Annotated in this window: 29 protein-coding genes and 1 pseudogene; 19 read left to right on the top strand and 11 right to left on the bottom strand. The window is 67.6% G+C overall.

All coding sequences use genetic code 11. The features are described from left to right. Window positions 1-11: 11 nt before the first annotated feature. From AXK60_RS06240 to AXK60_RS06270, 7 genes are all read left to right on the top strand, one after another. Window positions 12-401 carry a heavy metal-responsive transcriptional regulator gene (locus AXK60_RS06240; protein WP_068526163.1) on the top strand — a complete coding sequence of 130 codons (390 nt, stop codon included), beginning with the start codon at window positions 12-14 and terminating at the stop codon, window positions 399-401. A 46-nt stretch (window positions 402-447) separates the two neighbouring features. Then, entirely contained in the window at window positions 448-822 is a 375-nt protein-coding gene (locus AXK60_RS06245) for an ArsR/SmtB family transcription factor (protein ID WP_068570221.1), read from the top strand. Beyond that, window positions 819-1,931 carry an ACR3 family arsenite efflux transporter gene (gene arsB / locus AXK60_RS06250; protein WP_068570222.1) on the top strand — a complete coding sequence of 371 codons (1,113 nt, stop codon included), beginning with the start codon at window positions 819-821 and terminating at the stop codon, window positions 1,929-1,931. The genes AXK60_RS06245 and arsB overlap by 4 nt, the downstream gene beginning before the upstream one ends. After that, window positions 1,931-2,356, top strand: a complete 426-nt coding sequence (locus AXK60_RS06255; protein ID WP_019201604.1) for an arsenate-mycothiol transferase ArsC — start codon at window positions 1,931-1,933, stop codon at window positions 2,354-2,356. Before arsB ends, AXK60_RS06255 begins: the two co-directional genes overlap by 1 nt. Before the next feature lie 42 nt (window positions 2,357-2,398). Then, window positions 2,399-3,064, top strand: a complete 666-nt coding sequence (locus tag AXK60_RS06260) for an arsenate reductase/protein-tyrosine-phosphatase family protein (RefSeq protein WP_068570223.1) — start codon at window positions 2,399-2,401, stop codon at window positions 3,062-3,064. Between the two features lie 105 nt (window positions 3,065-3,169). Next, window positions 3,170-4,591 carry an FAD-dependent oxidoreductase gene (locus AXK60_RS06265; RefSeq protein ID WP_019201606.1) on the top strand — a complete coding sequence of 474 codons (1,422 nt, stop codon included), beginning with the start codon at window positions 3,170-3,172 and terminating at the stop codon, window positions 4,589-4,591. Continuing rightward, a complete protein-coding gene (locus AXK60_RS06270; protein ID WP_244881041.1) occupies window positions 4,588-5,115 on the top strand; it encodes a GNAT family N-acetyltransferase in 528 nt (175 codons plus the stop codon). The genes AXK60_RS06265 and AXK60_RS06270 overlap by 4 nt, the downstream gene beginning before the upstream one ends. A gap of 22 nt (window positions 5,116-5,137) precedes the next feature. On the opposite strand, the gene AXK60_RS06275 is transcribed toward AXK60_RS06270, so the two are convergent. From AXK60_RS06275 to AXK60_RS06285, 3 genes are all read right to left on the bottom strand, one after another. Further along, window positions 5,138-5,530 carry a hypothetical protein gene (locus AXK60_RS06275; protein WP_068570224.1) on the bottom strand — a complete coding sequence of 131 codons (393 nt, stop codon included), beginning with the start codon at window positions 5,528-5,530 and terminating at the stop codon, window positions 5,138-5,140. Window positions 5,531-5,659: 129 nt separating this feature from the next. Beyond that, window positions 5,660-6,355 (bottom strand): hypothetical protein, encoded by a 696-nt coding sequence (locus AXK60_RS06280; protein WP_068570225.1) that lies wholly within the window; start codon window positions 6,353-6,355, stop codon window positions 5,660-5,662. 203 nt (window positions 6,356-6,558) lie between these two features. Further along, window positions 6,559-6,909, bottom strand: a complete 351-nt coding sequence (locus AXK60_RS06285; RefSeq protein WP_068565126.1) for an ArsR/SmtB family transcription factor — start codon at window positions 6,907-6,909, stop codon at window positions 6,559-6,561. A 47-nt stretch (window positions 6,910-6,956) separates the two neighbouring features. On the opposite strand from AXK60_RS06285, the gene AXK60_RS06290 reads away from it, so the two are divergent. Further along, window positions 6,957-8,354 carry an MFS transporter gene (locus AXK60_RS06290; RefSeq protein ID WP_082756367.1) on the top strand — a complete coding sequence of 466 codons (1,398 nt, stop codon included), beginning with the start codon at window positions 6,957-6,959 and terminating at the stop codon, window positions 8,352-8,354. A gap of 165 nt (window positions 8,355-8,519) precedes the next feature. Here AXK60_RS06290 and AXK60_RS06295 read toward each other — a convergent pair whose 3' ends face one another. After that, complete coding sequence (locus AXK60_RS06295; RefSeq protein WP_068565102.1) at window positions 8,520-8,894, bottom strand: ArsR/SmtB family transcription factor; 375 nt, start codon at window positions 8,892-8,894, stop codon at window positions 8,520-8,522. A 101-nt stretch (window positions 8,895-8,995) separates the two neighbouring features. Here AXK60_RS06295 and AXK60_RS06300 point away from each other — a divergent pair. Both AXK60_RS06300 and AXK60_RS06305 read left to right on the top strand, forming a co-directional pair. Continuing rightward, a pseudogene (locus AXK60_RS06300) lies at window positions 8,996-10,949 on the top strand (heavy metal translocating P-type ATPase). A gap of 58 nt (window positions 10,950-11,007) precedes the next feature. Then, window positions 11,008-11,391: a hypothetical protein gene (locus AXK60_RS06305; protein ID WP_068565100.1), complete on the top strand. Its 384-nt coding sequence runs from the start codon at window positions 11,008-11,010 to the stop codon at window positions 11,389-11,391. 16 nt (window positions 11,392-11,407) lie between these two features. Here the strand turns inward: AXK60_RS06305 and AXK60_RS06310 are convergent, their stop codons facing one another. From AXK60_RS06310 to AXK60_RS06330, 5 genes are all read right to left on the bottom strand, one after another. After that, window positions 11,408-11,740 carry a hypothetical protein gene (locus AXK60_RS06310; protein ID WP_068565098.1) on the bottom strand — a complete coding sequence of 111 codons (333 nt, stop codon included), beginning with the start codon at window positions 11,738-11,740 and terminating at the stop codon, window positions 11,408-11,410. Window positions 11,741-11,883: 143 nt separating this feature from the next. Continuing rightward, window positions 11,884-13,209, bottom strand: coding sequence for an MFS transporter (locus AXK60_RS06315; RefSeq protein WP_082756365.1), 1,326 nt, complete (start codon window positions 13,207-13,209; stop codon window positions 11,884-11,886). A gap of 97 nt (window positions 13,210-13,306) precedes the next feature. After that, window positions 13,307-14,125 carry a hypothetical protein gene (locus AXK60_RS06320; protein WP_040765953.1) on the bottom strand — a complete coding sequence of 273 codons (819 nt, stop codon included), beginning with the start codon at window positions 14,123-14,125 and terminating at the stop codon, window positions 13,307-13,309. Between the two features lie 52 nt (window positions 14,126-14,177). Beyond that, a complete protein-coding gene (locus AXK60_RS06325; RefSeq protein WP_019201621.1) occupies window positions 14,178-14,513 on the bottom strand; it encodes a metal-sensitive transcriptional regulator in 336 nt (111 codons plus the stop codon). Next, on the bottom strand, window positions 14,510-14,785 hold the full coding sequence (locus AXK60_RS06330) for a YHS domain-containing protein (protein WP_019201622.1): 276 nt from the start codon (window positions 14,783-14,785) through the stop codon (window positions 14,510-14,512). The genes AXK60_RS06325 and AXK60_RS06330 overlap by 4 nt, the downstream gene beginning before the upstream one ends. Window positions 14,786-15,030: 245 nt before the next feature. On the opposite strand from AXK60_RS06330, the gene AXK60_RS06335 reads away from it, so the two are divergent. From AXK60_RS06335 to AXK60_RS06345, 3 genes are all read left to right on the top strand, one after another. Continuing rightward, window positions 15,031-15,243 (top strand): heavy-metal-associated domain-containing protein, encoded by a 213-nt coding sequence (locus AXK60_RS06335; protein ID WP_019201623.1) that lies wholly within the window; start codon window positions 15,031-15,033, stop codon window positions 15,241-15,243. Window positions 15,244-15,248: 5 nt separating this feature from the next. After that, window positions 15,249-15,431: a hypothetical protein gene (locus tag AXK60_RS06340; protein WP_139057781.1), complete on the top strand. Its 183-nt coding sequence runs from the start codon at window positions 15,249-15,251 to the stop codon at window positions 15,429-15,431. Window positions 15,432-15,494: 63 nt separating this feature from the next. Further along, a complete protein-coding gene (locus tag AXK60_RS06345; RefSeq protein ID WP_068565122.1) occupies window positions 15,495-17,762 on the top strand; it encodes a heavy metal translocating P-type ATPase in 2,268 nt (755 codons plus the stop codon). 83 nt (window positions 17,763-17,845) lie between these two features. Here AXK60_RS06345 and AXK60_RS06350 read toward each other — a convergent pair whose 3' ends face one another. Together AXK60_RS06350 and AXK60_RS06355 are read right to left on the bottom strand one after the other, a co-directional pair. Beyond that, window positions 17,846-19,150 carry an MFS transporter gene (locus AXK60_RS06350; protein WP_068537254.1) on the bottom strand — a complete coding sequence of 435 codons (1,305 nt, stop codon included), beginning with the start codon at window positions 19,148-19,150 and terminating at the stop codon, window positions 17,846-17,848. Then, entirely contained in the window at window positions 19,147-20,226 is a 1,080-nt protein-coding gene (locus AXK60_RS06355; protein ID WP_068537251.1) for a PLP-dependent cysteine synthase family protein, read from the bottom strand. The genes AXK60_RS06350 and AXK60_RS06355 overlap by 4 nt, the downstream gene beginning before the upstream one ends. A gap of 349 nt (window positions 20,227-20,575) precedes the next feature. Here AXK60_RS06355 and AXK60_RS06360 point away from each other — a divergent pair, with 349 nt between their 5' ends. From AXK60_RS06360 to AXK60_RS06385, 6 genes are all read left to right on the top strand, one after another. After that, window positions 20,576-21,346, top strand: a complete 771-nt coding sequence (locus AXK60_RS06360) for a response regulator transcription factor (RefSeq protein WP_068537249.1) — start codon at window positions 20,576-20,578, stop codon at window positions 21,344-21,346. Beyond that, window positions 21,343-22,593, top strand: coding sequence for a sensor histidine kinase (locus AXK60_RS06365; RefSeq protein WP_068537247.1), 1,251 nt, complete (start codon window positions 21,343-21,345; stop codon window positions 22,591-22,593). The genes AXK60_RS06360 and AXK60_RS06365 overlap by 4 nt, the downstream gene beginning before the upstream one ends. Window positions 22,594-22,903: 310 nt before the next feature. Further along, window positions 22,904-24,397, top strand: a complete 1,494-nt coding sequence (locus AXK60_RS06370; protein WP_068565096.1) for a multicopper oxidase family protein — start codon at window positions 22,904-22,906, stop codon at window positions 24,395-24,397. 198 nt (window positions 24,398-24,595) lie between these two features. Next, the gene (locus AXK60_RS06375) at window positions 24,596-25,159 is read left to right on the top strand and encodes a TlpA disulfide reductase family protein (protein ID WP_019201631.1); all 564 of its coding nucleotides are present in this window, start codon (window positions 24,596-24,598) and stop codon (window positions 25,157-25,159) included. Continuing rightward, complete coding sequence (locus AXK60_RS06380) at window positions 25,159-25,956, top strand: cytochrome c biogenesis CcdA family protein (protein WP_068565094.1); 798 nt, start codon at window positions 25,159-25,161, stop codon at window positions 25,954-25,956. Before AXK60_RS06375 ends, AXK60_RS06380 begins: the two co-directional genes overlap by 1 nt. A gap of 178 nt (window positions 25,957-26,134) precedes the next feature. Further along, on the top strand, window positions 26,135-26,445 hold a 311-nt coding region (locus tag AXK60_RS06385; protein WP_139057782.1), incomplete at its 3' end, for a helix-turn-helix domain-containing protein.

Here is a 26,445-nt window from a genome sequence, read left to right on the forward strand (position 1 = left end):
GGGAGGACCCGATGCGGATCGGAGAACTCGCCCGCAAATCTGGCGCCACGCCATCGACGCTGCGGTACTACGAGGAAGCGGGGCTCCTCCCTGAACCGGGACGTACCGCCGGTGGATACCGCAACTACACCCCCGACGCCATCGGCATCGTGCAATTCATCAAGAGGGGGCAGGCGGCGGCACTCACTCTCGCGCAAGTCAAAAGAATCATCGACATACGCGGCACCGGCCAAGCCCCATGTGATCACGTACGCGACCAGCTAGACAGGTCGATCCACCACCTCGATCAACAGATCGCGGAACTGATCGCACTGCGCGACAACATCACCCACCTACGCCAAGCTGCCGAACACACCGATCCGAAGTCGTGCGCTAGCGAAGATATCTGTCGCTACCTATAACCCAGACACGCTTGTGTCCAACATCGATATCTGTCAATATTGATGTGTGTCGAATTCGATTCCGTTGACCGATGTGACCGTGCGGTGCTCACCGCTGGTCCGTGAGCCTCTGTCGGAGGGGCAGTCCGTCGACCTCGCGGCGGTGTTCAAGGCCCTGGCCGACCCGGTCCGGCTGCGCCTGTTCAGCCTGATCGCCAGCCACGAGGGAGGCGAGGCTTGCGTGTGTGACATCTCGCCGGCGGTGGACGTCTCGCAACCGACGATCTCGCACCACCTCAAGGTCCTCAAGACCGCAGGCCTGCTCGAGTCCGAGCGCCGCGCCTCGTGGGTGTACTACCGCGTCATCCCCGAAGTCCTGTCCTCGCTCGCCGGGATCCTCCAGTCCGGCGAACCCGCCACCTCGTTGGAGGTTCTCTCGTGACCAGCCCCGCCCCGACCACCGAGCAGCCGGTCGTCGGCAAGCTCTCCACCCTCGACCGGTTCCTACCGGTGTGGATCGGCGTCGCGATGGTCGCCGGACTGCTGCTCGGCCGGATGATCCCGGGCCTGAACACCGCGCTGGAGAAGATCCAGGTCGACGGCGTCTCCCTGCCGATCGCACTCGGGCTGCTGATCATGATGTACCCGGTGCTGGCGAAGGTCCGCTACGACCGCCTCGACACCGTCACCGGCGACCGCAAGCTCCTCCTGGGCTCGCTGCTGCTGAACTGGGTCCTCGGACCGGCGCTGATGTTCGCCCTCGCGTGGATCTTCCTGCCCGACCTGCCCGAATACCGGACCGGGCTGATCATCGTCGGCCTGGCCCGGTGCATCGCGATGGTGATCATCTGGAACGACCTTGCCTGCGGCGACCGGGAGGCCGCCGCGGTCCTCGTGGCGCTGAACTCGGTGTTCCAGGTGATCATGTTCGCCGTCCTCGGCTGGTTCTACCTCTCGATCCTGCCCGGCTGGCTCGGCCTCGAACAGACCACCATCAGCACCTCGCCGTGGCAGATCGCCAAGTCCGTGCTGATCTTCCTGGGCATCCCGCTGCTCGCCGGGTACCTCTCCCGCCGGATCGGGGAGAAGACCAAGGGCCGCGACTGGTACGAGGCGAAGTTCCTCCCGCGCATCGGACCGTGGGCGCTCTACGGGCTGCTGTTCACCATCGTCATCCTCTTCGCCCTGCAGGGCGAGCAGATCACCTCCCGCCCCTGGGACGTCGCCCGCATCGCCCTGCCGCTGCTGGCGTACTTCGCCGTGATGTGGGGTGGTGGGTACCTCCTCGGCGCCGCCATGGGCCTGGGCTACGAGCGCACCACCACCCTCGCGTTCACCGCCGCGGGCAACAACTTCGAGCTCGCCATCGCCGTCGCGATCGCCACCTACGGCGCCACCTCCGGGCAGGCCCTGGCCGGGGTGGTCGGACCGCTCATCGAGGTACCCGTCCTGGTGGCCCTGGTCTATGTCTCGCTGGCCCTGCGCAAGCGCTTCTCCCTCACCACATCGTCTACCGCCGCTAGCGCGGATCCGTCCAGGAGTGTGAACTGATGCCCGACAACGAAACCCGCACGCCGAGCGTGTTGTTCGTGTGCGTGAAGAACGGCGGCAAGTCCCAGATGGCCGCCGGACTGATGCGCAAGACCGCCGGCGATGCCGTCGAGGTCCACTCGGCCGGCACCAAGCCCGGAAGCGCGGTCAACGGCCTGTCCGCCGAATCCCTGGCCGAGATCGGCGTCGACATCACCGGTGAGACCCCCAAGCCCATCGACCCCGAGCTGCTCGCCCGGGTGGACCTGGTGGTCACGCTCGGCCGCGAAGCCGTCGTCGACACCCCGGACGGCGTCGCGCTGGTCAACTGGGACACCGACGAGCCGTCGGAGCGGGGCATCGACGGGATCGAACGGATGCGCCTCGTGCGCGACGACATCGCCGCCCGCGTCACCGCGCTGGCAGCCGAACTCACCACCCGGTAGCGCCCCAGCAGGCCGGGAAGCCCGAGAAGCGGGAGAAGTCGGATGAACGCCAACGCCTCTACCGAGTCGGCCGGAACACCAGAACTGCTGATGCCCCAGGCCCTGCTGGCGCGGACCGCGGAGCGGCTCGCCGCCCAGTACCGCGGGATCGTCTCCGAGCAGACAGTCGAACGGGTCGTCTTCGAGTCCTACACCGCACTGCGGCGCACCGCCCGCATCCACACCCACCTGGTGACCCTCGCCGGCCGGTTCGCCGCCGAGCGCCTCTCCGCCCTGGCGCAGTCGACGGGTGCGAGCACCAAAACCGTGCCCGAGGTGCTGTTCATCTGCGTCCACAACGCGGGCCGCTCGCAGATGGCCGCCGCGCTCCTGACGCACCACGCCGCCGGGGCGGTACACGTGCGCTCCGCCGGCTCGCTGCCGGCCGCGGTGATCAACCCGATCGTCGAGCAGGCCATGACCGAGGTCGGACTCGACCTGGCCGCCGAGTTCCCCAAGCCGCTCACCGACGACGTGGTCGCGGCCGCGGACGTCGTGATCTCCATGGGCTGCGGCGACGCCTGCCCGGTCTACCCGGGCAAGCGGTACCTGGACTGGCAGGTCGCCGACCCCGACAACCACCCCATCGAGACCGTCCGCCTGATCCGCGACGACCTCGACCGCCGCGTCAAAGCCCTCCTCACCGAGCTCCATCCCGCCACCACCTGACCCAACCCGTGATCGACCTGCTCGACACTCCTGATCGCAGGCTGTCAGCACCGCTTGTGCCTGCCACACCTCATTCGCCTGTTCTTGGAAGGGAACCGACACCCCATGTCTGCACGCAAGATCATCGCCATTGGCGGATCGGACGCCGGGATCTCCGCCGCCCTGCGGGCCCGCGAACTCGACCCCACCAGCGAGGTCACCGTGGTCGTCGCCGACGCCTACCCGAACTTCTCCATCTGCGGCATCCCGTACTACGTCTCCGGCGAGGTCACCCACTGGAGCAACCTCGCCCACCGCACCGCCGCCGACCTCGCCGCCACCGGCATGACCGTGCACACCGACACCAGAGCGACCGCCATCGACGCGGACGGGCACCGCCTGACCGTCACCGGCCCCGACGGCGCCGCCCGGGACCTCGACTACGACACCCTCGTCATCGGCACCGGCGCCGTCTCCGTGCGGCCGCCGATCACCGGCCTCGACCACCTCGGCCCGGACGACGGCGTGCACCTGCTGCACTCGATGGGCGACACCTTCGCCGTGATGAACACCCTCACCACGAAGGATCCCAAGACCGCGATCATCATCGGCGCCGGCTACATCGGCCTCGAAATGGCCGAAGGTCTCACCGCCCGCGGCATCACCGTCACCCAGATCGAAGCCCTCCCCGAGGTGCTCCCCACCGTCGAACCCGAACTCGGCGCCCTCGTCCACGACGAACTGGTCCGCAACCGGGTCGACGTCCGCACCCACACCCTGGTCACCGCCGTCGACCGCACCGACACCGGCGCCCTGACCGTCACCACCAGCAGCGACGGCCAGACCGACCACCTCACCGCCGATCTCGTGCTCGTCGTCGTGGGCGTGCGCCCCGACACCACTCTCGCCGCCGCAGCCGGCGCGCATCTCGGCATCAAGAACACCATCGCCGTCGACGAGCAGATGCGCACCAACCTGCCCGACGTCTTCGCCGCCGGCGACGCCGTGCACACCCACCACCGCCAGCTCGGCATCACCTGGCTCCCACTCGGCACCACCGCGCACAAGCAGGGCCGCGTCGCCGGCGAGAACGCCCTCGGCGGCACCGCCCGCTACACCGGCTCCCTAGGCACCCAAGTCGTGAAGATCTTCGACCTCGTCGCCGCCCGCACCGGCCTCAAAGCCACCGAAGCCCTCGCCGCCGCCCGCGGCTGGGTACCGGTGTCGACGACCTCCACACCGGACGATCACAAGGCCTACTACCCGGGCGCCACCACCATCAGCATCCGGATCACCGGCGACCAGAACACCGGCGCACTGCTCGGCGCCCAGCTCATCGGGCACCGCACGGCCGAGATCTCCAAGCGCGTCGACACCTACGCCACCGCCCTGCACCACGGAATGACCGTCGACGCCCTCTCCGAGCTCGACCTGTCCTACACCCCGCCCCTCGGGTCCCCCTGGGACGCCGTGCAGGTCGCCGCCCAGAACTGGGTCCGCGAACACCAGCTGCACCACCAGCGCAGCGCCCTTAGCCTGAACAGGTGACCAGCACCGACCACGACACCCCCGGGCCCGCCGCATCGGCGGCGGCCCCGGCGATCGTCGCGATGCGGCCCGAGCACGGGCCACAGGTCCTCGCGATCTACCAAGCCGGCATGGACACCGGCAACGCCACCTTCGAAACCACCGCACCCAGCTGGACGGACTTCGACCAACGACACCTACCCGAGCACCGATTCGTCGCTCTCACCCCGACCGGGCAGGTCACCGGGTGGGTCGCCGCGGCGCCCGTCTCGGGGCGCTGCGTCTACGCCGGCGTCATCGAGCACAGCATCTACGTCCACCCCGACCACACCGGCCACGGTGTCGGGGCAACATTGCTGCAGGCCCTCATCGTCTCCGCCGACGCCGCCGGGGTGTGGACCATCCAGACCGGAATCTTCCCCGAGAACCACGCCAGCCTCGCCCTGCACCGGCGCGGCGGATTCCGCACCGTCGGCACCCGCGAACGCATCGGCCAACGCGACGGCCGCTGGCGCGACGTCGTCCTCATCGAACGACGCAGCTGACTGCCGCCTACACCTACCGGACTCAGCCGGCGTCACCGACTTCAGAACCGTCTGGTTCTTCATCCGCCAGCTCTGGGGCGCGGGTGATCGACACGATCACCGACGAGCGGCGGAACTGCTCGGTGTCGAAGGGACTCGCGGGATCGTCGAACCAGACCAGCGACTGATCACCGACACGCGGCCAGCGGGTCACCCTCGTGATCCGGTGCGCGATGCCGTCGTAGTCGAACGCCCCAGACGGGCTGGCGGGGCCGGGACGACGCGTGTACGTCAACGCATCCAGGTCCCACAGGTGCGTTGATCCCTGCGATGCCACCACCCACCGGCCGCGCATACCGTCCGCGAGCTCAACCACCGTCTCCGACGGTGGATCGTTGCCGTCGGGCGGCTGCTGGACATCCGGTTCATCCGTCATGGGACTCCTCGTATAGGGGTATAGGGGCAGGCTCACTGTCCCGAACGCTAGGCGGAGTTGATTTGGGGCGCCGCTGCCGGGTGCGCCCATGATTTTGGGCCTGGGGTTCGCGTGCCGTCCTTGGCGGATCTACTCGGCGGGCTCGAGGACGCGAGGATGGATCAGTTCGATCCGCGGGACGTGGATCTCGGCTCCACCGAGAACCCGCACACGGGGCCACTCGCCGTCGACCATCGTCAGGCCTGCCTGGGCGGGAGTGAGGCCGTCCTCGGTGGGGATCAGGCACGCCTCACCGGGTCCGGCCTTGCACCCGGGGCAACCGGTCTTGACCTCAATGATGATTCGCGACCTTTCGAGCTCGAGCTTCTCCTCGTCGGTGGCGTGACGCCAGCAGCCGAAGCCTTCTTGGTGGCCGACCCCGGCCTGGTACAGCGGCCGCATCTGACACGGTTTCCCGTTCGTCTTCGGCCGTAGGCACTTCTGCTTGAGGCTGCGGTCGAGGTCGTCCTTCTTCGCCTTGATCCGCTCGGCGTTGAGAGCCATCTGCGTCAGGTAGTCGGCTGTGTTGTCGCCGGCCGCCTCGTACAGGGCGAACACCTGCCGCGGGGACTGGGGGCCTGTCCAGCGCCGGCTGTCCGCCCCGTACACGGCGACCGGCAGCTTGCGTGCGACGATGCCGATCGCGACCTCGATGTAGCGAGCCAGATCGGTGTGCATGTTGCCCACCCGCTCTGGATAGATCGCGATGCCGTACTCGGTCTCGATCCGTGCGGCCTCGCGGTTGAAGCCGTTGACGGCGATCTCTACCTGCCGCAATGCCGTCATCAGCGGTGTGTGATCCAGCGGTGCAGGCTCGGGCTTGTGGCGCGGGGTGCGGTTGCGATCTGATCTTCGTGACATTGGTACTAGCGTGCCAGTAACAGCATCGGAGGTTGTGCGGTGGTGCCGGATCGTGACTCGAAGTGGGTGTGCGAACCGCGCGCGCGAATACCATTCGGCCACTACCTGATCCAAACTGTGAAGTTCAGTCAGTCGTGCTCGGGGAGGTCGTGGAGCTGGTGCTCGGCGGCGTTGAGCGCCTCGATGAGCAGGCGCCGCACGTGTCCGCCGCGAACTCGGTACAGCAGCCGGCGCCCGTCGCGCCGATGTGCGACCAGGCCGGCGAGCTGCAGCTTCGCCAAGTGCTGGGAGACTGCAGGTCTGGCCTGACCGACCTGCTCGGTCAGGGCGGTGACGTCCAGCTCTCCAGCGGCACTGAGCGCCCACAGGATCTTCATCCGGGCGGGCACGGACAGCATCTTCAGCGCAAGGGCTGCGGCGTCGATCTGCTCGTCGGGGGGTGTCCGGTCAATCTCCGATGTGACATCATGTGCGTACACAAGCACATGATATCTGATCGGTACCGCCCACCTCGGAGGTAGAACCCATGTCGCAGCAGCGCGCGCCACGACCTGGTCTTGGACCAACGCCGTCGCCGGGTTCGTCGGCGCGGTCGCTGTACGGGAACCGTGACTACCGGCACTTGTTCACTGCGCAGGTGGTGGCCCTGTTCGGGACGGGGATGACGACCGTCGCTCTCGGCCTGCTCGCCTACGACCTGGCGGGGCCGCGGGCCGCCGCCGTGCTCGGGACCGCGTTGACGATCAAGATGCTCGCCTACGTGCTGATCGCGCCACTGGCGACGGCGTATGTGGATCGGATGCCACGGCGGCTGCTGTTGGTGAGTCTGGATCTGATCCGGGCGTCGGTGGTGCTGGCGTTGCCGTGGGTTGATCAGGTGTGTCAGATCTACGTGCTGATCGCGGTGCTGCAGTCGGCCTCGGCGGCGTTCACCCCCACCTTTCAGGCCGTGATTCCCGACATCGTCGCCAATGACGCGCAGTACACGCTGGCGCTGTCCGCCTCGCAGCTGGCATCGACGATGGAGTCTCTCCTGAGTCCGATTCTCGCGGCGGTGGCGCTCGTGGTGATGAGCTTCCATTGGCTGTTCGGGTTCACCGTCGTCGGGCTCGTCCTCTCGGCGGTGCTGGTGGTCTCGACGTCGATCCCGGATGCGGTGAGCAGTGCCCGGGGTGGGGTGTTCGACCGCACTTTCGCGGGGGCGTGGATCTTTGCGGCGACCCCACGGTTGCGTGGGGTCTTGGGTTTGGATCTGGCGGTCGCGGGCGCCGGGGCGATCGTGATGGTCAGCACCGTGAACCTGGTGCGGGACAGGCTTGGTGGTTCGCAGGTGGGGGTGGCGTGGCTGCTCGCAGCGTCGGGGATCGGGACCATGGTCGTGGCGCTGGTGCTGCCGCGGCTGCTCGATCGGGTGCCGGAGCGTCCGGTCATGTTCACCGGTGGCGGTGTGCTGGTCGTTGCCGCCGCGGCGGCAACAGCGATGGTGCTGGTGCCTGGTGCGCTGCTGTGGCCGGCGGCGGTGGTGGTGTGGTCGGCGATTGGGGTCGGGATGGGCCTGGTCCTCACGCCGGTCGGGCAGGTACTGCGCCGCTCGTCGGTGCCCGCTGACCGGGCAGCGGTCTTCGCTGCGCAGTTCTCGCTCTCGCACCTGTGCTGGCTGATCACCTACCCGATCGCCGGATGGCTAGGCTCCACCGCCGGTTTCGGCTCAGCGTTCGCGGTCCTCGCCGGACTATCCGTAGTCGGACTGCTGGTCGCCGCGCGGGCATGGCCGCGACGCGACCCCGCCGAGCTCGAGCACCAGCACCTCGCTTCGGCGACCGCTTCAGAGCATCTCGTCGACGCCGTCGCCATGGGCGACGGCCTTTACCGGCACCGGCACCCGTTCGTGATCGACACCGAGCACGTCCGCTGGCCCGTCTGACGGGGACGCGAACGGACGAGCGGCTGCCGCCGGATACGAGCCCGGCAGTTGGCGATAGGGAGCCGCGGCGAAGGGTAAGGACGCTGCGTACCTCGAGGACCACTGTGTTTGAGACGGCAAGCCAGCCCCATCGAGCGGCTCAGTTTGCGACAGACCTCCCGGCGGCTAGGTGGTAGCGGCGGCGGTCGCCGGCCGATCGGCCAGGCCCATCCGGAGGTGCTCGCTGTGGTAGACCGCCTCGTCGAGGAGTTGAGCGACGTGGCTGTCGTAGAGGCTGTAGACGATGCTGCGGCCCTCCCGCACACCGGTTACCAGCCCGAGATTGCGGAGCAGCCGCAGCTGGTGCGATACCGCCGACTGCTCCATCGCCACGGCGGCCGCGAGATCACCGACCGCCATCGCCTGCCCCCGCAACTGCGAGAGAATCCGCAGGCGGCTGGGCGTGGCGAGCGCCTGCAGCGTCGTCGCGACCCGTTCGGCGGTCGCGGCATCGAGCGGACCCGGCACTGCGGCGGCTTCGTCGCCGATCCCATGTCCCATGACGGGATCATACCCTCCACCATTGATATGAAGAGATGTTCAGATATGCTGATGTTGTGTGGGTGTGCCGCACGAACCTGACTCGAGGAAGGGGGTCGGCGATGAACGCGGCGACTGTCCGATCCGGTGCTACGGATCGGAGCGCACAGGTGCTCGCTGTTGGGGCGCCTCGCACCCGACCGTTCGACCTCGCCGAAGTTCGTTGGGCTTCAGCGGCACTCGGGCTGTTCCTGCTCGGTCTGGCCGCGCAGCTCGCCGGCGCGCCGGCCTGGTCGTGGTGGGCGCTGTATCTGGCCTGTTACGCCGCCGGCGGGTGGGAGCCGGCGCTGGCTGGACTGCAGGCGTTGCGCGAGAAGACCCTCGACGTCGACCTGCTGATGGTGGTCGCCGCGATCGGCGCCGCCGCGATCGGACAGATCACCGACGGTGCGCTCCTGATCGTCATCTTCGCTACGTCCGGTGCACTCGAGGCGTGGGCGACGGCGCGAACCGAAGATTCCGTCCGCGGGCTGCTCGATCTCGCCCCCGACAGTGCCACCCTGCTCGACGCGGACGGAACTGAACGCACGATCGCGGCGGCAGACCTTGAGGTCGGCGATATGATCCGCGTCCGCCCCGGCGAGCGGATCGCCGCGGATGGCACCGTCATCGACGGGGCGAGCGAGGTCGACCAGGCCACGATCACCGGTGAACCGCTGCCCGTCGACAAGCACGTGGGAGACACTGTCTTCGCTGGCACCCTCAACGGCACCGGAGCGTTGACCATCCACGCGGATCGGCCCGCAGCGGATTCGGTCGTCGCCCGCATCGCCGCCATGGTCACGCAGGCCTCACAGACGAAGGCGCGCGCGCAGCTGTTCATCGAAAAGGTCGAGCAGCGCTACTCCATCGGCATGGTCATCTCCACGCTCGCGGTGTTCGCGATCCCGCTCCTGTTCGGCGCGGAACTGCGGTCCGCACTGCTACGGGCGATGACCTTCATGATCGTCGCCTCGCCCTGCGCGGTGGTCCTTGCGACGATGCCGCCGCTGCTCGCGGCGATCGCCAACGCCGGCCGCCGCGGCGTGCTGGTCAAGTCCGCGGTGGTGATGGAGAACCTGTCCACGATCGACACGGTCGCTTTCGACAAGACCGGCACCATCACCTCCGGTCGGCCTGCGCTCGCCGCCGCCGAACCCTTCGCCCCCGGCCCAGACCTCGACGCTGACGCGCTCGTGGGGATGGCTGCCGCCGTCGAGAAGCTCAGCGAATACCCGCTCGCCGCGGCGATCGTCGACGCAGCACGCGCGCGGGATCGAGGTGCGCACGGCCACCGACTTCGTCGCCGACCCCGGTAGCGGCGTCAGCGGCACCGTCGACGGACACCGAATCGCGGTACTGTCGCCGCACACCAGCGACACCGTGCTGCCACCCCACGCGGCTGGCCTGGTCGGAGAACTCGAAAGCCGCGGCGACACAGCGGTCGTCGTCACCAGGGATGGAACCCCCATCGGGGTGTTGGCGCTCACCGACACTCAACGAGCCGATGCCCGCGCCGCCGTCACTGCGCTGGGCAACGCCGGAATCGGCACCACACTCATTACGGGGGACAATCCGCGCGCCGCGCATCGGGTCGCGGACGGGGTCGGCATCACCGACGTCCGAGCCGGGTTGCTCCCGGACGGCAAGACCGCTGCCATCGACGAGCTGCGCACCGGCGGGCGGGCGGTGGCCATGGTCGGTGACGGCGTCAACGACGCCCCGGCACTGGCTACCGCGGACGTCGGAATCGCTATGGGCGGCGCCGGTTCGGATCTCGCCCTGCAGGCAGCGGACGTCGTCATCGTGCGCGAGGACCTCACCGCGGTTCCCGCCGTCATCGCCTTCGCTCAGCGTGCGCACCGCGTGGTGGTCGCCAACCTCACCATCGCCGCCAGCTTCATCGCGGTCCTGGTCGTCTGGGATCTGGTGGGTACGTTACCGCTGCCGCTCGGCGTGGCCGGTCACGAGGGCTCGACGATCATTGTCGGCCTCAACGGGCTGCGGCTACTGCGCCGCAACGCTTGGCCCGCGTAGCAGGGCGGGGTGGGACCGGGCTTGGTCGAGCGGGTGGCCGGCTGGCAGGCTCGCGGGCATGGCCGACGATCCCATCGCCGACGCACTGGCGAGTATCCGAGCTCGTTTCCTGCCCGGGGCGTACCCGATGCTCGAAATCAGGCCTGGCTGGTACCCGATCATCATCGACCTGGACCGGAAACTGAGCGCGATCGATCCGAGCTACCAGCTGGTGCAGGTCAAGGAGAAGTTCGGCGGCCTGCGCTATTACGTCGAATTCGAGCCCGACCGGACCCGGCCCGGGTTCGGTGACCTGATCCGCGCGGCCGAGCGGCGATCAGAGCGGACCTGCGAAGAATGCGGCGCCGAGGGCGCTCCCTCGCACCGCGGGAGCTGGGCCCGCACCCTGTGCGCCGCGGACGCCGCAGCGAGCGGCTTCGTCCCTGACACGCCGACCGTCTAAGGTTCGGCGACGTGGTTCACCGTTCGGTGTTGGCACTACGCCGTTCGAGCGGCACCGTCATTTCGTGACCGGCGAAGGTGAGCGTGATGCCGATGCCCTGAGCGCCGGCGGCCGTGAGGTGCCGATGGAGTTCATCGAGAACCTCAGCGGTGACGGCGGGACCGGCTATGGAGCTTGTCGCGGCCAACGCGCCGTCGAGCAACTGAACAGCCGCGCGGTACTGACGGTCGATCAAGGCCATCTCTGAGGTGATGGCGTCCACGCGTGTCCGGCGCTCCGGATCGGACAGGATCTGAGCCAGCCGGTCATTGCCTGAAACGAACTGCGCAGCCTCGTCGCTTGTCGCCATAGCGTCAGTATCCACCCACCGGACAGTGGTGACGGGGGCGGCCAGCTCGCGTCTATCAGGATTGGTTTCCTGCTTGAGATGAGGAGGCCGCGATATCCCGGCAAAGGTGCTGGAAGATCGTTGGCTGGACCGTCGCCTGGGCGTTACGCGGCTTGTGTGCAGGTGCACTGGCACTCGGTCAGGGTCCCGTCGGCAGCCGCAGCGTGACGCCATGCCTCATCGGGTAGGACCGCGCTATCTTCCTCCGCGGGGGCCGGTACCTGCGTGCCAGCGGGCACGACGCCGCGCCGCCATAGCAGCGGCGCGGCGATCGCACCGGCGCCGGCGATCAGCGCGAGTACCCCCCAGGCGGGTACGAGACCGAATCGCGTGGCCCCCCAACCCGCGATCGGGTAGGCGATGAGCCAAGCGAGGTGCGAGAGCGAGAACTGAGCCGCGAACACGGCAGCAACGTTCGCGGGCGCCACAGCAGCCCGCAGCACCTTTCCGGTCGGGGTGATCGCCAGCGCTGAGCCGGCACCACTGGCCAGCCAGATCACTGCGGTCACCGCCCAGCTCGGCCGGTCCACCGCAGCCATGGCAACCGCCGCGGTAGCCGCGGCGGTGAGCAGGCCGGCTCCGGTGAGCATCACGGCACGAGCGGTCACCCGGTCGAGCAGGCGAGGTACCGCCAGTGCCACAGCTAGGGTTCCACCGCCGGACGCCGCCATCATCCACGCGACATCGGACTCGGATCCGCTCAGTCGGTCACGGACGTAGTTGACCGTGTTCACCACGACAATCGAACCGGCCGCGGCGACGGCGAAGTTGACCGCGATGACTCCCCGCAAGCTGGCGGTACTTGTGAAGATCCGCAGGCCGGCGAAGATCCGGTCCGTTGGCCGCGCGGCACCCGAGGGTTTCGCGTTGGGCACCTTGGCTTGCAGTACCAGCACCGCGGATAGGACGAACCCGATCGCGGTACCGACGAAGAGCACATTGAACTCGATCACCAGCAACGCCAGCGCTGCCACGACCGGGCTGACCAGACTCTCCATCGTGTATGCAACTTGCGAGGCCGACAACGCGGTGGTGTACTCGCGCTCGTCGGTGATGATGTCGGGGATCACGGCTTGGAACGTAGGCGTGAACGCGGCCGACGCCGCCTGCAGTGATCCGATGAGCACGTAGATCTGCCAGACCTCAGTGACGAACGGCAACGCCAGCACGATCGCCGCACGGAACAGGTCCAGCGCAATCAGGAACGCGCGTCGCGGCAGCCGGTCGACGTACGCCGCCGCCACCGGTGCGATAACGACATAGAGAACCATCTTGATCGTCAGCGCCGTTCCCAGGACGACCGCTGCGGACGAGCCAGCGATGTCGTAGGCGAGCAGCCCGAGGGCGACCGTCGCTAGCCCGGTGCCGAGCAGCGCAACGATCTGCGCACTGAACAACAGGCGGAAATCGCGATGAGAAAAAGGCCCCACGATGGCTCCCAACTAGTTGGCGACGACGTCGATCGAACAGGGCCCGCAGCGCACGCCACCCCGGGCTCCGGAAAACCTAGTACTGCCTGAATCAGCGCTACTGATGGTGGTGCGCGCTCGCACCGCCAGTGACTGCACCGGTGGTGCCTCCGGTGGCAACGAGGGTGAAGTCCGCGGTCCGGACGGTGTCCTGATGTCGGAAATCCAGGAACAGCCGGTAGGTTCCCACGGAGGGAGCGACCGCGTGGAACCGGATCCGGGGACCTGCAGGCGTCTGCGGGTCCGACGGGCTCCCCTCGGGATGGATATGCAGGTAAGCGAGGTCACCGGCCCGCAACGCCACCAGGTGGCCGTACGCAGCAAGATAGGGCTGCAGATCGGTCACCGGGACGCCATTCCAGGTGACGACGGCCTGCAGCTCCCCGGCTTGGGCGGCAACGAGATCGCCCTCGAGCGTGACGGTGTAGTCGCCGCCGGTCCAGGCCCTTCTCAACTCAGGCAAGGGCCGAGGATGGAACCCGCCAGGCACGAACAGGTCGGCACCGAGCGTGAGCCCGTCCGGCGCGCCCTGCGGCACGAAATCGGCCAAGACCCGCCACACTCCCGGCGTGAGCGCCAGCTGCACAGTCCAGGACCCGGCACTGTCCATCGACGGATGGACGTGGTGAAAGACGCTGGTGTCGCGGCTCACAACGATCAAGTGCAACTGCTTGTCGTGACGTTCCTCGAAGGTGACTAGCGGCTCGCCGTCGGGCCCGAGGATCACAAAGCGAAGTTCCACGGTCCCGGCGTCGACGATCTGGATCGCCGGTTCGAAGCGATAGCCTCGAGCGGCGACCTGCAGCCCCTGTGGCACTTCGGGCCCAACGCCGTGACCGGCGTGTCCTGTGTGATCGGTATGCGAACCGTGCTCCATAACGTGCTCCTTCGCGGAAACGACAGCCACCGGGACGACACCCCGGGTGGACTCATGATCGGACGAGACGGGTGATCGCGGCAGTCGCTTCGTTCAGCTTGGTGTCGAGTTCCTGCTGGTCTGAGCGGGCGGCCTGGACGACGCAGTGCCGCATGTGGTCATCCAGCAACGCCAAGGCGAGCCCTTGCAGGGCGCTCGTCGCGGCACTGATCTGGGTCAGGATGTCGATGCAATACTGGTCCTCATCGATCATCCGCTCAATGCCACGCACCTGTCCCTCGATCCGCTTCGCCCGCATCAGATAGCGCGACTTATCGGTCAAATACCCGTGCTGCGCCGCACAGCACTCGGCCCGCTCGACCGCAACCGCGGGGATATCGGTGCTCACGCCGAGGCCGCCGTAACGTACTTGTGTGGGTCGGCGTCGAACCGAGGCCCGCACCCGGCGCAGCACAGGTAGTACCGCGTGCCCTCGAAGTCGCGGTAGAGGCCCTTGCTGACAGCGGCAGACTTGTCCACCACCGTGCCGGTCATGACGGGGCACTCCGCCGTGTCGGTACCGCCTGTGCCCGCCTGCCGGGCGCTGCGGGTCAGCTCGAGCGACTGCTCGCCGGGGCCGGTGTGCCCACAGCAAGACTGTCGGTGTGCATTGTCGGTCATCGTCGAACTCCTTCATCTCAGGCCCCCCGACCGTCTCACATTCACCTGAACGGGTACCCCAGCCGGGTACCCCGAATATATACCCCGGCGGGGTATTGACCGCAAGGGTTGCTCGGGATCGGCCGCGCGACCACCGCTCCGGCGCACTCGCCGCGACAGGAGGGCCTAGACATACCCGCCTGGGGTATGTTAAGCATGATTTGGAGATACCCACAGGGGGTATCTGAACTGGGTAGGAGAAGGCGATGACGACCAGCGAATACCAGGTGACAGGCATGACCTGCGGCCACTGCGAAATGTCCATCCGTGAGGAGGTCAGCCTTATCCCCGGTGTCGAGTCCATCGAGGTCAGCGCGCAGACGGGTCGGCTGCGTGTCACGGGAGCGCAGCAGGTGACCGACGAGCGGGTTCTCGCCGCGGTGGAAGAGGCTGGCTACTCGGCAGTGCGCAATCCATGAGTGCCATGCGCAGGCTGATCGTCTACGTGGTTGCGGTGACCGGTGTCTTCGCCAGCGCGTATGTGATCGGTGGGGTGGCAGTACCCGACTCGGCGGTCGCGCGGTGGGAGCACCGTGCCCCCGGTGGATCGCCCGCCGTGCCGGCGAGTGAACCGGGCGCCCCGCACGGTGGCGGCCACCAGCAGTGACGCAATGAAGCAGCGCGGGCCACAGGCCTGGCGATAGACCGCAAGTACGGATCGAGGAAAATGATGAGTGTGTCAGCGCCGTCGGGCGGCCGTAGTGTCGAGCTGGACATCGGCGGGATGACGTGCGCCTCGTGCGCGAACCGGATCGAGCGCAAACTCAACGGGCTCGATGGGGTCGAGGCCACGGTGAACTACGCCACGGAGAAGGCGAAGGTGCACGTCCCCGAGGGTTTCGATGCGCAGGCGCTGATCGACGAGGTGGCAAAGACCGGCTACTCGGCGACTCTCCCGCGGTCCTCGACGCCGGGGGCTGGAGGACCTGGTGCTGGGGTTGCCGGCGAGGACATGGACCCGGAGCTGACGTCCCTGAGGCAGCGGCTGATCGGCTCGGCTGTGCTGGCGGTGCCGGTAGTCGCGATGGCGATGGCACCGGCCCTACAGTTCACCTATTGGCAGTGGGCATCGCTCACGCTCGCTGCGCCAGTGATCGTCTGGGGTGCCTATCCGTTCCATCGGGCGGCGTGGATGAACCTCAAACACGGAACCGCCACCATGGACACCCTCATCTCGATGGGCACCCTAACAGCGTTCCTGTGGTCGCTGTACGCGTTGTTCCTCGGCACCGCCGGCACGCCCGGGATGACACACGGGTTCGAGTTCTCGATCGCTCCGTCGGACGGAGCAGGCAACATCTACCTCGAGGTCGGCGCAGGGGTCACGGTGTTCGTGCTCGCCGGCCGCTACTTCGAGAAGAGGTCCAAGCGGCAGGCCGGAGCAGCATTGCGCGCGCTCCTCGAGCTCGGCGTCAAGGACGTGGCAGTGCTGCGTGACGGCGCGGAGGTTCGGATCCCGGTCGCCGAGCTGGCCGTCGGCGACACCTTCGTGGTCCGACCGGGGGAGAAGGTCGCCACCGACGGGGTGGTCACGTCCGGATCCTCGGCCATCGATGCGTCGATGCTGACCGGCGAGTCCGTCCCGGTCGAGGTCTCCGTTGGGGACACGGTGACCGGAGCGACGGTCAATTCCGGAGGACGGCTTGAGGTGCGCGCCACCCGGGTCGGAGCGGATACGCAGCTCGCGCAGATGGCCAAGCTCGTCGAGGACGCGCAGACGGGGAAGGCCGAGGTGCAACGGCTCGCGGACCGGATCTCGGGTGTGTTCGTGCCGATCGTCATCGCGATCGCGTTCGCCACCCTCGGCGCGTGGCTCGGTGCTGGCTTCCCCGTCGCGGCCGCGTTCACTGCCGCGGTCGCCGTGCTCGTGATCGCCTGCCCGTGTGCACTCGGACTGGCCACGCCGACAGCGCTTCTCGTGGGAACGGGTCGTGGAGCCCAGATGGGTGTACTGATCAAGGGCCCGGAAGTGCTCGAGTCCACCCGCAAAGTCGACACCATCGTGCTCGACAAGACCGGAACGGTCACGACCGGCAAGATGACGCTGGCCGAGGTGATTGCAGAGGACGGCACCGACTCTGACGAACTGCTACGGCTAGCCGGCGCGCTGGAGAACGCCTCCGAGCATCCGATCGCCCAGGCCATTGCCGCCGCGGCTCGCGACAGTGGCGGAGAACTGCCCACACCGGAAGGTTTCGCCAACGTCGAAGGGCAAGGGGTGCAGGGCGTGGTCGACGGGCATGCCGTGATCGTGGGCCGCGAGAGTTTCCTGGCCGACTGGGCACTCGAACTCTCCCCTCGGACGGCGGCCGTGAAACGGGACGCCGAAGCGGACGGCAAGACCGTCGTGGCGGTCGGGTGGGACGGCCAGGCGACGGGCATCCTCGTTGTCGCTGACGCGGTCAAGCCGACCAGCGCCCAGGCGATCAGCGAACTGCGGGCCCTGGGACTGAAGCCGGTGCTGCTCACCGGTGACAACGCCGCCGTCGCACAACGAATCGCGGCCGAAGTCGGCATCGACGAGGTCATCTCCGAGGTGATGCCGCAGGACAAGGTGTCGGTGGTCAAGCGCCTGCAGGATCAGGGCAAGGTCGTCGCCATGGTCGGCGACGGCGTCAACGACGCACCCGCGCTGGCCCAGGCCGACCTGGGCCTGGCAATGGGAACTGGCACCGACGTCGCGATCGAAGCCTCCGACATCACCCTGGTACGCGGAGACCTGCGCAGCGCCGTTGACGCGATCAGGCTCTCTCGCAAAACGCTGAGCACGATCAAGACGAACCTGTTCTGGGCATTCGCCTACAACACCGCTGCGATACCGGTCGCTGCGGCGGGCATGCTCAACCCGATGCTGGCCGGCGCCGCGATGGCCTTCTCCAGCGTCTTCGTCGTCGGCAACAGCCTGCGGCTGCGTGGCTTCACCAGCGTCGCCAGCTAACGCCGCCCCGGCCCCAGCCCTCCACCGCGGAGGGTCGGGGCCCTGGGTAGCGGAACACCGCAGCACAGACGCTGGACAGCAGGTCACCGACGATCCCTTCCCGCCTCAACGGCCACGTCCGCCTCGCGGGCCGCGGCCTCGGGCCCACTCAGCGCGCCGGCTCGATAGAGCGCCCGCAGCGCGAGTGCCGCGCCGGAACCGACGATGATGAGCACGAGCCAGATCAGCGCCGGGAACCCGAGCCGGTTCCCCAATGACATGAGCGCCCCGGTGCCGAGGTTGCCGGCCAGGATCCCCACGCCGACCACCGTGTTGTAGAGCCCGTAGTGGGTAGCGACGAGTCGATTGCCGGAGAGGCTGACGACGGTGTCCATCTCGAAGGGGAAGACGGTCGCCGTGGCTATCGCCAGGCCCGCTGCCGCCAGCAACAGCGCCGCGATCGCGGCGGCCTGCCCGGCCAGCGCCGTGGTCGGCACGGCTACGAGCGGCACGAACGCAGCTGTCATCAGCGCCATCCCGATGCCAAGGCTACGGGTGGGCCCGAACCTGCTGCGGAACAGCGCGGTGATCCGCAGCTGCCCGGCCACGGCAATCACACCGGTGACCACGAACACGGCTGCGACCAGGTACGACGAGGCCTGCTCGCTGCCTGTGATCGACGCCGCGTGCAGTGGCAGCGCGAGATAGACCTGGAAGGAGAGCACGTACGAGCCGATCATCGCGCAGGAGAACAGGACGAACGGGCGGTTGCCGGCCACAATCCGCCAGTCAGCGAGGACCGACTGCCGTGGGCCGGCTAGGTCCGTGCGATCGCGTCGGTCGCGCGGCAGCGCGAGGATCTGTGCGATGGTCAGCACGCCGAACACTCCGGCGGCGACCGCCGATGTCGCCTGGAAGTCGAAGGCCATCAGTGCCACCCCGACCAGCGGGCCGATGAGGATGCCGCCCTGGTAGAAGATGTTGAAGATGGCGAATGCCTCGATCCGCCGGTCGCCGGCGTCGGCGGCGAGGTACGCGCGCACGGCTGGGTTGAACAACGCCCCGGCGAACCCAGTAGCTGCGGATGCGATGAGTAGTGCGGGTAGCGAGTCCACCGTCGCCAGCAAGGCGAATCCGATGGTCCGCAGTAGACACCCAGCGACGATAAGGGGCTTGAACCCCAGACGGTCGGCGAGGGTGCCGCCGATGAGGAACATGCCCTGCTGGGAGAAGTTGCGAATCCCCATGACGAGCCCGATGGCCCAGCCTGCGAGCCCGACGGGGCCTGCGAGGTACCCGGCGAGGTAGGGCATGAGCATGTAGAAGCCCAGGTTGATGGTGAACTGATTGACCATCAACACCTGGCTGGGCCGGTCGAACGTTCGGAACGTGGCGAGCGGCCCCCTCATACGATGGTCAGCGGGTTGCAGACAGCGGTGGTGCGGGACCAGCGGTGCACGACAGTGGAGGTCGGGTCGGAGATGGTGATCGGCGCCGACGGCGGCGCCACGGTCGGATTGATGTCGTTGGCGTTGCAGAACTCGTCGCTGTAGACCGTTCCGTAATAGCGCTGGGGGCCGTCGGGGAAGATCGCGGCGACGACCGTGTCAGGCGAGCGAGTGCCGGCGATCCATCCGGCCACTTGGGCGACGGCACCGACGCTCCAGCCGCCGGTGGCATAGTGCGTCGCGGCAAGAGTCCGGCACGCCCACACCGATTCCGCGGGCGCCACCCAGTGCACCTCGGAGAACGCCGAGTAGTCGACGTTCTCCGGGTATATGCTCGAGCCCAGGCCTCGCATGAGCCGCTTGCGCGCGGGCTGCCCGAAGATCGTCGACCCGACGGTGTCGACCCCGATGAGCTGTAGGTCTGGCAGGAACTGCCTCAGGGTGCGGCTGACCCCAGCTGAATGTCCACCGGTGCCGACCGAACAGACCAGTACGTCGATGTGCCCGAGTTGGGTCAATAGCTCGAGTGCCAGCGGCTGGTACGCGCTGACGTTATCCGGGTTGGTGTACTGATCCGGGCACCAGGCAGTCGGGTCCGAAGCCAGGTGCTCACAGACTCGGTCTCGGCGCGCTTGCTGCCAACCTCCGGTCGGATGAGGTTCGGTCACCAAGTCGACCTCGGCGCCGTACGCGGCGAGCATCTGGGTCAGGATCGGCTCCAGCCCAGGGTCGGTCACCAGCGTCACCGGATGACCGTGCACGATGCCCGCCAAAGCCAGCCCCAGCCCGAGAGTCCCGCTGGTCGACTCCACGATCCGTGCGCCCGGGGAGAGATCCCCCCGCGCCTTCGCGCGTTCGATCATATGTAGGGCCGGCCGGTCCTTCATTCCTCCGGGATTGAACCCCTCGAGTTTGGCCCAGAACCCGTGCCCGGCCGGCGCGAACGGTTCGGCGATCCGCATCACCGGAGTGTTGCCGACCAGGGCCGCCGGGCGCTCCGAGACAGGTCCGATGTCGACGAGTGACCGGGCGGGCAACGGCGGGTGCAGCAATGACAGTGGGGGGCGAGAATCAGGAACCGTGGTCACTTCGGTGCTCACGTGCTGGGGTCCTTTCGGAAGCGGAAAAGGGCGGCACAGGTGTGTGGCACGCCACCCGCCGCGACGGTCTTGCAGGACCAGGACGGTCAGCGTGAGTCGGCAGATGGCGTGCCCGTGGCCCGCCGGGTGAAGACGTGCCACCGGTGATCAGTCCGGTGAGGGGTATCTGATCGCCCTCGACTGTGCGTGCCCTAACCAGGCCGTTATGTGTGCTCAAGATCAAGATTTGCTCAAGAACCGCGCCCCGGGTCGATCCTGGGCATACGGTCAGGCCACGATGGGAGGCATGGATGCGATTGTTGCCGAGCCCAAGCCGACGGCGGTGACCGAACCGCGGCCGAAGCTGGGCCTGCGCGCGATGGTTGTCGAGGACGAGCCGGACCTCGCCGAGGTCATCGCCGACTACCTTCAGCGCAGTGGTTTCGATGTCGAGATCACCGGCGATGGAGCGGCCGCAGTCGCCGCCGCGCACCGAACTCCACCGGATGTCGTCGTCCTCGACCTCGGGCTGCCCTCGCTCGACGGTGTCGAAGTGTGCCGGCAACTGCGCACCTTCTCGGACGCCTACGTTGTCATGGTCACCGCCCGCGCCGACGAAGTCGACACCCTGGTCGGCCTGTCGGTCGGGGCGGACGACTACCTGACCAAACCGTTCAGCCCGCGGGAGCTGATCGCCCGAATCGAAGCAATGCTGCGCCGCCCCCGCGCCGGAACCGTCAACGGGCCCGCCGTGGCACAGGGCGCGGAGCGCCGCATCGGGGATCTGCTAATCGACCCGAGCGGTCGGGAGGTGAGCGTCGCCGGTAGACCCGCGGCTCTCACCCGCACCGAGTTCGACCTTCTCGACGTCCTCTCGCGCCGCCCGGGCATGGTGTTCAGCCGCGACCAACTGCTCGCCGAACTCTGGGGACCGACCTGGGTCGGCGATGCACACGTCGTCGACGTCCACATCGCCAGCCTGCGTCGCAAGCTCGGCGACACCACCACCGAACGGCGCTACATCCGCACCATCCGCGGCATCGGTTACCGAATGGGTGACGGCCGGTCGAAGCAATGAGCGCGCCCCGATCCGACGCACGGCGCACCCGTCGCCCACGTTCGGGGTTCACCACCAGGCTGTTCATCGCCCAGACCATCGTCATCGCCGCTGGCGCTGGGGCCTCCGCGCTGGTGGCGTGGACTGTCGCACCGCACCTGTTCCACACCCACATGGCCCACGCCGGCCTGCCGACCGCCTCACCCCAAGCCAAACACGTCGAGGAGGCGTTCGCCTCCTCACTGGTGGTATCCGTCTCGGTCGCCCTATTGAGCTCCATGGTCCTCGCACTCGTCGTCAGTTGGCTGATCACCCGCCGCGTCCGACGCTCCATCGGCGCCGTGGTGACCTCGACGGCGAACATCGCCGCCGGCAACCACGCGATTCGCGTCCCGCCCAGCCGCTTGGGCCGCGAATTCAGCGACCTGACCCGCAGCGTGAACCGACTCGCCGAGCAGATCGATACCACCGAAGAGATCCGCCAGCAGATGCTCTCCGACCTCGCCCATGAACTTCGGACGCCGATCACCACCATCACCGCCCAAATCGAAGCCGCCGAGGACGGCATCCGCACACCAGGCGTGCAAATGTACGGCGTCATCCGCAGCGCCACCGGTCGCCTCAAGCGACTCGCTGACGACATCGATGCTGTCTCCCGCGCCGGCGAACGACAACTACGCGTCGAAGCAGAGCCGACCGCGGTCAACGACATCACCACCGCCGCGGTCCGTGAGGCGCAACCCGGCTACGACGCTGTAGGTATCCACCTCGGCCTCGGGCCCACCACCACCGACCTCGTCGACGCCGACCGTGCCCGCATCGGCCAGACCCTCGCGAACCTGCTCAGCAACGCACGCCGACACACCCCACCGGGAGGCAGCGTCACGGTCAGTAGCCGCCGCCGCGACCACAACCTCATCGACATCATCGTCGAGGACACAGGCGAAGGCATCGCCAGCGAACACCTCCCACACATCTTCGACCGCTTCTACCGCACTGACACCTCTCGCAGCCGCGACGCCGGCGGCAGCGGTATCGGCCTGACTATCGCCCGCGCGCTCGCCGAGGCCCACGACGGATCCCTCACCGCCACCAGCCGCGGGCCCGGACAAGGCGCCCAGTTCACCCTGACCCTGCCGGTCTACAAACGCCGCAACACCAAGCGAGAACACCCACCACCGGAACCCGGTACAGCCTCGAGCCCACTACCCCGACCGCCCCTTCAACGAACCCCACAGAGAATCCCTGCCAGAAAGACGAACCGATGAACCCGAAACGACTGATCACCACCGCCGCCGTCACCGCCACTATTGCCCTCGCCGTCACCGCCTGCGGCGACGACATGTCCACGATGAACATGAACGACGACACCAGCACTACCCCCACCTCAACCCAACCGTCGATGCCCGCAGGCCACTCGATGAGCAGCTCCCCGACTTCATCGCCGACACCTCACACAAGCATGCCGGGTATGTCGGGTATGCCAGGGATGGGCGACGGCAGCCCGACAGTCAGCCCCGCTGCCCCCTAAGCAGGGCCGCCCCCGACTTCCTCGACGTCAAACCAAGGAACCAATTCATGACACCGGTGACCAGACGAACAGCCCTCTTCGGCGGTCTCGCCGCGCTCAGCGTCGGCGCGCTCGCCGCATGTGGCGACAAGACCGCCAGCACGCCGAGTGGTGCCTCTCGTGCGCTGCAAGGACCGCCACTACAGGCCACACCCCAGGCCGGACAGAAGGTCGTTGAGACGACCCTCACCGCGCGCGAGACCACCGTAGACCTCGGCGGTATCACCGCCCGTACCTGGGCCTACGACGACGCCCTCCCCGGCAAGGTCCTGCGCGCCAACGCCGGAGACTTCCTCCGCGTCACCCTCGACAACAAGCTTCCCGCCGACACCACCATCCACTGGCATGGCATCCGCCTGCGTAACGAAGCTGACGGCGTTCCCGGCGTCACCCAGGATGCTGTGCGCCCCGGGGGGCGATTCGTCTACGAGTTCACCGCCCCGGACGCCGGTACCCACTACTTCCATCCCCACGTCGGTGCCCAGCTCGACCGTGCCCTCTACGCTCCGATCATCATCGACGACCCCAATGAGCGAGGCGCCTTCGACGCGGAGTGGATCGTCGTCCTCGATGACTGGACCGACGGCATCGGCAAGAACCCTGACCAGATCCTTGCCGACTTCCAGGCCAAGACCGGACCTTTGCAGACCGGGATGGGCGGGATGGGTGGCATGGACCACTCCTCGATGCCTGGCATGGGAAGCTCTCCGCTGGGCGATGCTGGTGACGTGGTCTACCCGCACTACCTCATCAACGGCCGGATCCCTGCGGCGCCGACCGAGTTCCGCGCCAAGCCCGGACAACGCATCCGCCTGCGGATCATCAACGCCGGCTCCGACACCGTCTTCCGCGTTGCCCTCGGCGGTCACACGATGACCGTCACCCACACCGACGGACACAGGGTCAACGACATGCAGGCCCGCGCGCTCTTCGTCGCTATGGGGGAACGCTACGACGTGACCGTCACCGCAGGCGACGGCGCGTTTCCGCTAGTCGCCGCGGCTGAGGGCAAGAAGGGCCAGGCTCTGGCAGTCCTGCGCACAGGCTCTGGCGCCGCACCCGCCGCCGACATTCGCCCCGCGGAACTGGACGGCGCGGTCCTGCTCGGCGCCACCGAACTCGCCGCCGCGGACTCCGCGCGCCTTCCTGACGCCCAGCCCGACTCCACGATCAAGGTCGCGCTCAACGGCCAGATGGACCCGTACGCCTGGGGCATTAACGGCAAGAAGCACGGCGAAGACACGCCTCTGCGCGTCAGCAAGGGCCAGCGACTGCGGATGCAGATCACCAACGAAACGATGATGCTTCACCCCATGCATATCCACGGCCACACCTGGGGCCTCCCCGGCAGTGGCGGACTGCGCAAGGACACGGTGCTCATCAAGCCCATGGGCTCGGTCGAGGTCGACCTCGACGCGGACAACCCCGGAACCTGGGCCCTGCACTGCCACAACATCTATCACATGGAGATGGGCATGATGACCACCCTCAAGTACACCTGACGCGACCGACGTCTCCGCGGCTGCCCCCGATGGCGAGTGCGACCGACCAGCCACCAACTACTATGCTACTTAGTAGTTGGTGGCTGGTTCGTTAGCCGCCGAGAAGGGGTGAGGATGCGACGACAGTCCACACGGGCATCGCTGGGCGATGATGACTGTCCCCCGAGCGGCAGCTCGAGTCTGCGCCGGTGCGCCGGTGTGATCGCGGTGCTTGTGGTCGCGATGCTGCTCGGCGGGTGCGTTCAGCTCAGCGACCGGGCACGTGATGGCGGGATCATCGCTCCGGATGGCAAGGCCAGGCACTTCTACCCGCCCGAGCGGCGCAGCGTCGTCGGTGAGCTGTCCGGACGTAGTGTCACTGATCCCGGGGCCACGCTGCGACTGTCGGACTACGCCGGAAAGGTCGTGGTGATCAACGTCTGGGGCTCCTGGTGCGCCCCCTGTCGTCTCGAGGCTCCTGCTCTGGAAAAGGTGTACACGGCGCGCAAGTCCAAGGGTGTGCAGTTTCTCGGTATCGACGTTCGTGAAACCGCCGGCGACGATGCGGCGCGGGACTTCATCCGCTCCCACGGGCTGACCTATCCGTCGATCTACGATCCCCCTGGCAAGACGCTGCTAGCGCTCGGTGAGCAGTATCCGACCACAGTAGTGCCGATGACCTTCGTCCTTGATCGGCAGCATCGCGTGGCCGCGGCATACCTGACGACGATCGACGAGAAGACCCTCACCGATGCCGTGGACCGCGTCGCCGGGGAGGGCTGATGGGACAAGCCTTTGCCGACGCCGCCGTGTCAGGTCCGCTGATCCTGGCGATCGGGGCATGCCTGCTCGCCGGGTTGGTGTCCTTCGCCTCGCCGTGCATCGTGCCCCTTGTTCCCGGCTACTTGTCGTACCTCGCGGGGCTGGTCGGCGCCGAGGCTCCAGCGACGTCGATCGCAGAGCTCGGCGGCAGCGGAAAGGCGGTAGACCGGTCCGGTCGGTGGAGAGTGCTCGGCGCAGCCGCGTTGTTCGTCGGCGGGTTCACAGCGGCCTTCCTCTTGATGACGATGTCGGTGTTTGGTCTGGCGGCGACGATTCGGCTCAATGCAGAGACGCTGATGCGGATAGGTGGGGGAATCACCATCATCATGGGCTTGGCGTTCATCGGATTGGTCCCGGCACTTGCCCGCGAGGTGCGTTTTGCGCCACGACCCTGGACCACGCTTGCCGGTGCCCCGCTGCTGGGCGGGGTGTTCGCGCTCGGCTGGACTCCCTGTATCGGTCCCACCCTGGCGGGGATCATGTCGATCATTGTGGGCACCAACGCTGCACCGGCACGCGGTGCCGCGCTGGTGGTGGCCTACTGCGTAGGCCTGGGCCTGCCGTTCATCGCACTCGCCGTCGGATCGACCGCCGCGGTGCGGGCCGTCGGATGGCTTCGCCGCAACAGCCGACGCATCCAGGTCGCCGGCGGCGTGCTCATGATCGTCGTCGGACTCGCCCTGGTCACCGGCTACTGGTCCGACTTCGTCGACATGGTCCGGCGGCTCTTCGTCTCCAACATCGTCATGCCGATCTGACAGGAATCGCCGTCGACACGCACCAACCAGTACGCTGACTGCGCTCGTTGATTCTCCCCAGTTCTGCTAACTGAATCTCCCCACTTGTGTGCACCCGCCAAGTAATGGGCGGGGCCTCCCCGTGATGCTGGTGGTCTCTGACCACGCACCAGCCCTTCGAGGGAGGCCCCGCTCGTTCATGCTCACACAAGGAGAGACCGTGGAAGCACATGCTCTGCGCAAGCAGGGGTGGACGATCTCAGCGATCGCCCGTCATCTGGGACGGGACCGTAAGACCGTCCGCAACTATCTCAACGGGGTCACCGAGCCGGGTGTCCGCCACCGGGACGAGGACCCGTTCGAGCCGTTCGCCGAGTACGTCACCAGCCGCTTGCTCGAGGACCCGCATCTGTGGGCGCAGACCCTGTTCGACGAACTCGTCGAGATGCGGTTCAAGCAGTCGTATTCGTCGCTGACCCGGCAGATCCGGGACCGTGGCCTGCGCCCGGT

This window comes from Tsukamurella pseudospumae (assembly GCF_001575195.1).
In the GTDB taxonomy this organism is placed as follows: domain Bacteria; phylum Actinomycetota; class Actinomycetes; order Mycobacteriales; family Mycobacteriaceae; genus Tsukamurella; species Tsukamurella pseudospumae.

What these genes read in the sequence shown, in the direction of transcription:
- AXK60_RS06240 (WP_068526163.1), top strand. Translation starts at nt 12, where the DNA reads ATGCGGATCGGAGAACTCGCCCGCAAATCTGGCGCCACGCCATCGACG.
- AXK60_RS06255 (WP_019201604.1), top strand. Translation starts at nt 1,931, where the DNA reads ATGCCCGACAACGAAACCCGCACGCCGAGCGTGTTGTTCGTGTGCGTG.
- AXK60_RS06260 (WP_068570223.1), top strand. Translation starts at nt 2,399, where the DNA reads ATGAACGCCAACGCCTCTACCGAGTCGGCCGGAACACCAGAACTGCTG.
- AXK60_RS06265 (WP_019201606.1), top strand. Translation starts at nt 3,170, where the DNA reads ATGTCTGCACGCAAGATCATCGCCATTGGCGGATCGGACGCCGGGATC.
- AXK60_RS06275 (WP_068570224.1), bottom strand. Translation starts at nt 5,530, where the DNA reads ATGACGGATGAACCGGATGTCCAGCAGCCGCCCGACGGCAACGATCCA.
- AXK60_RS06280 (WP_068570225.1), bottom strand. Translation starts at nt 6,355, where the DNA reads ATGACGGCATTGCGGCAGGTAGAGATCGCCGTCAACGGCTTCAACCGC.
- AXK60_RS06290 (WP_082756367.1), top strand. Translation starts at nt 6,957, where the DNA reads ATGTCGCAGCAGCGCGCGCCACGACCTGGTCTTGGACCAACGCCGTCG.
- AXK60_RS06295 (WP_068565102.1), bottom strand. Translation starts at nt 8,894, where the DNA reads ATGGGACATGGGATCGGCGACGAAGCCGCCGCAGTGCCGGGTCCGCTC.
- AXK60_RS06305 (WP_068565100.1), top strand. Translation starts at nt 11,008, where the DNA reads ATGGCCGACGATCCCATCGCCGACGCACTGGCGAGTATCCGAGCTCGT.
- AXK60_RS06310 (WP_068565098.1), bottom strand. Translation starts at nt 11,740, where the DNA reads ATGGCGACAAGCGACGAGGCTGCGCAGTTCGTTTCAGGCAATGACCGG.
- AXK60_RS06320 (WP_040765953.1), bottom strand. Translation starts at nt 14,125, where the DNA reads ATGGAGCACGGTTCGCATACCGATCACACAGGACACGCCGGTCACGGC.
- AXK60_RS06330 (WP_019201622.1), bottom strand. Translation starts at nt 14,785, where the DNA reads ATGACCGACAATGCACACCGACAGTCTTGCTGTGGGCACACCGGCCCC.
- AXK60_RS06335 (WP_019201623.1), top strand. Translation starts at nt 15,031, where the DNA reads ATGACGACCAGCGAATACCAGGTGACAGGCATGACCTGCGGCCACTGC.
- AXK60_RS06340 (WP_139057781.1), top strand. Translation starts at nt 15,249, where the DNA reads ATGCGCAGGCTGATCGTCTACGTGGTTGCGGTGACCGGTGTCTTCGCC.
- AXK60_RS06345 (WP_068565122.1), top strand. Translation starts at nt 15,495, where the DNA reads ATGAGTGTGTCAGCGCCGTCGGGCGGCCGTAGTGTCGAGCTGGACATC.
- AXK60_RS06350 (WP_068537254.1), bottom strand. Translation starts at nt 19,150, where the DNA reads ATGAGGGGGCCGCTCGCCACGTTCCGAACGTTCGACCGGCCCAGCCAG.
- AXK60_RS06360 (WP_068537249.1), top strand. Translation starts at nt 20,576, where the DNA reads ATGGATGCGATTGTTGCCGAGCCCAAGCCGACGGCGGTGACCGAACCG.
- AXK60_RS06365 (WP_068537247.1), top strand. Translation starts at nt 21,343, where the DNA reads ATGAGCGCGCCCCGATCCGACGCACGGCGCACCCGTCGCCCACGTTCG.
- AXK60_RS06370 (WP_068565096.1), top strand. Translation starts at nt 22,904, where the DNA reads ATGACACCGGTGACCAGACGAACAGCCCTCTTCGGCGGTCTCGCCGCG.
- AXK60_RS06380 (WP_068565094.1), top strand. Translation starts at nt 25,159, where the DNA reads ATGGGACAAGCCTTTGCCGACGCCGCCGTGTCAGGTCCGCTGATCCTG.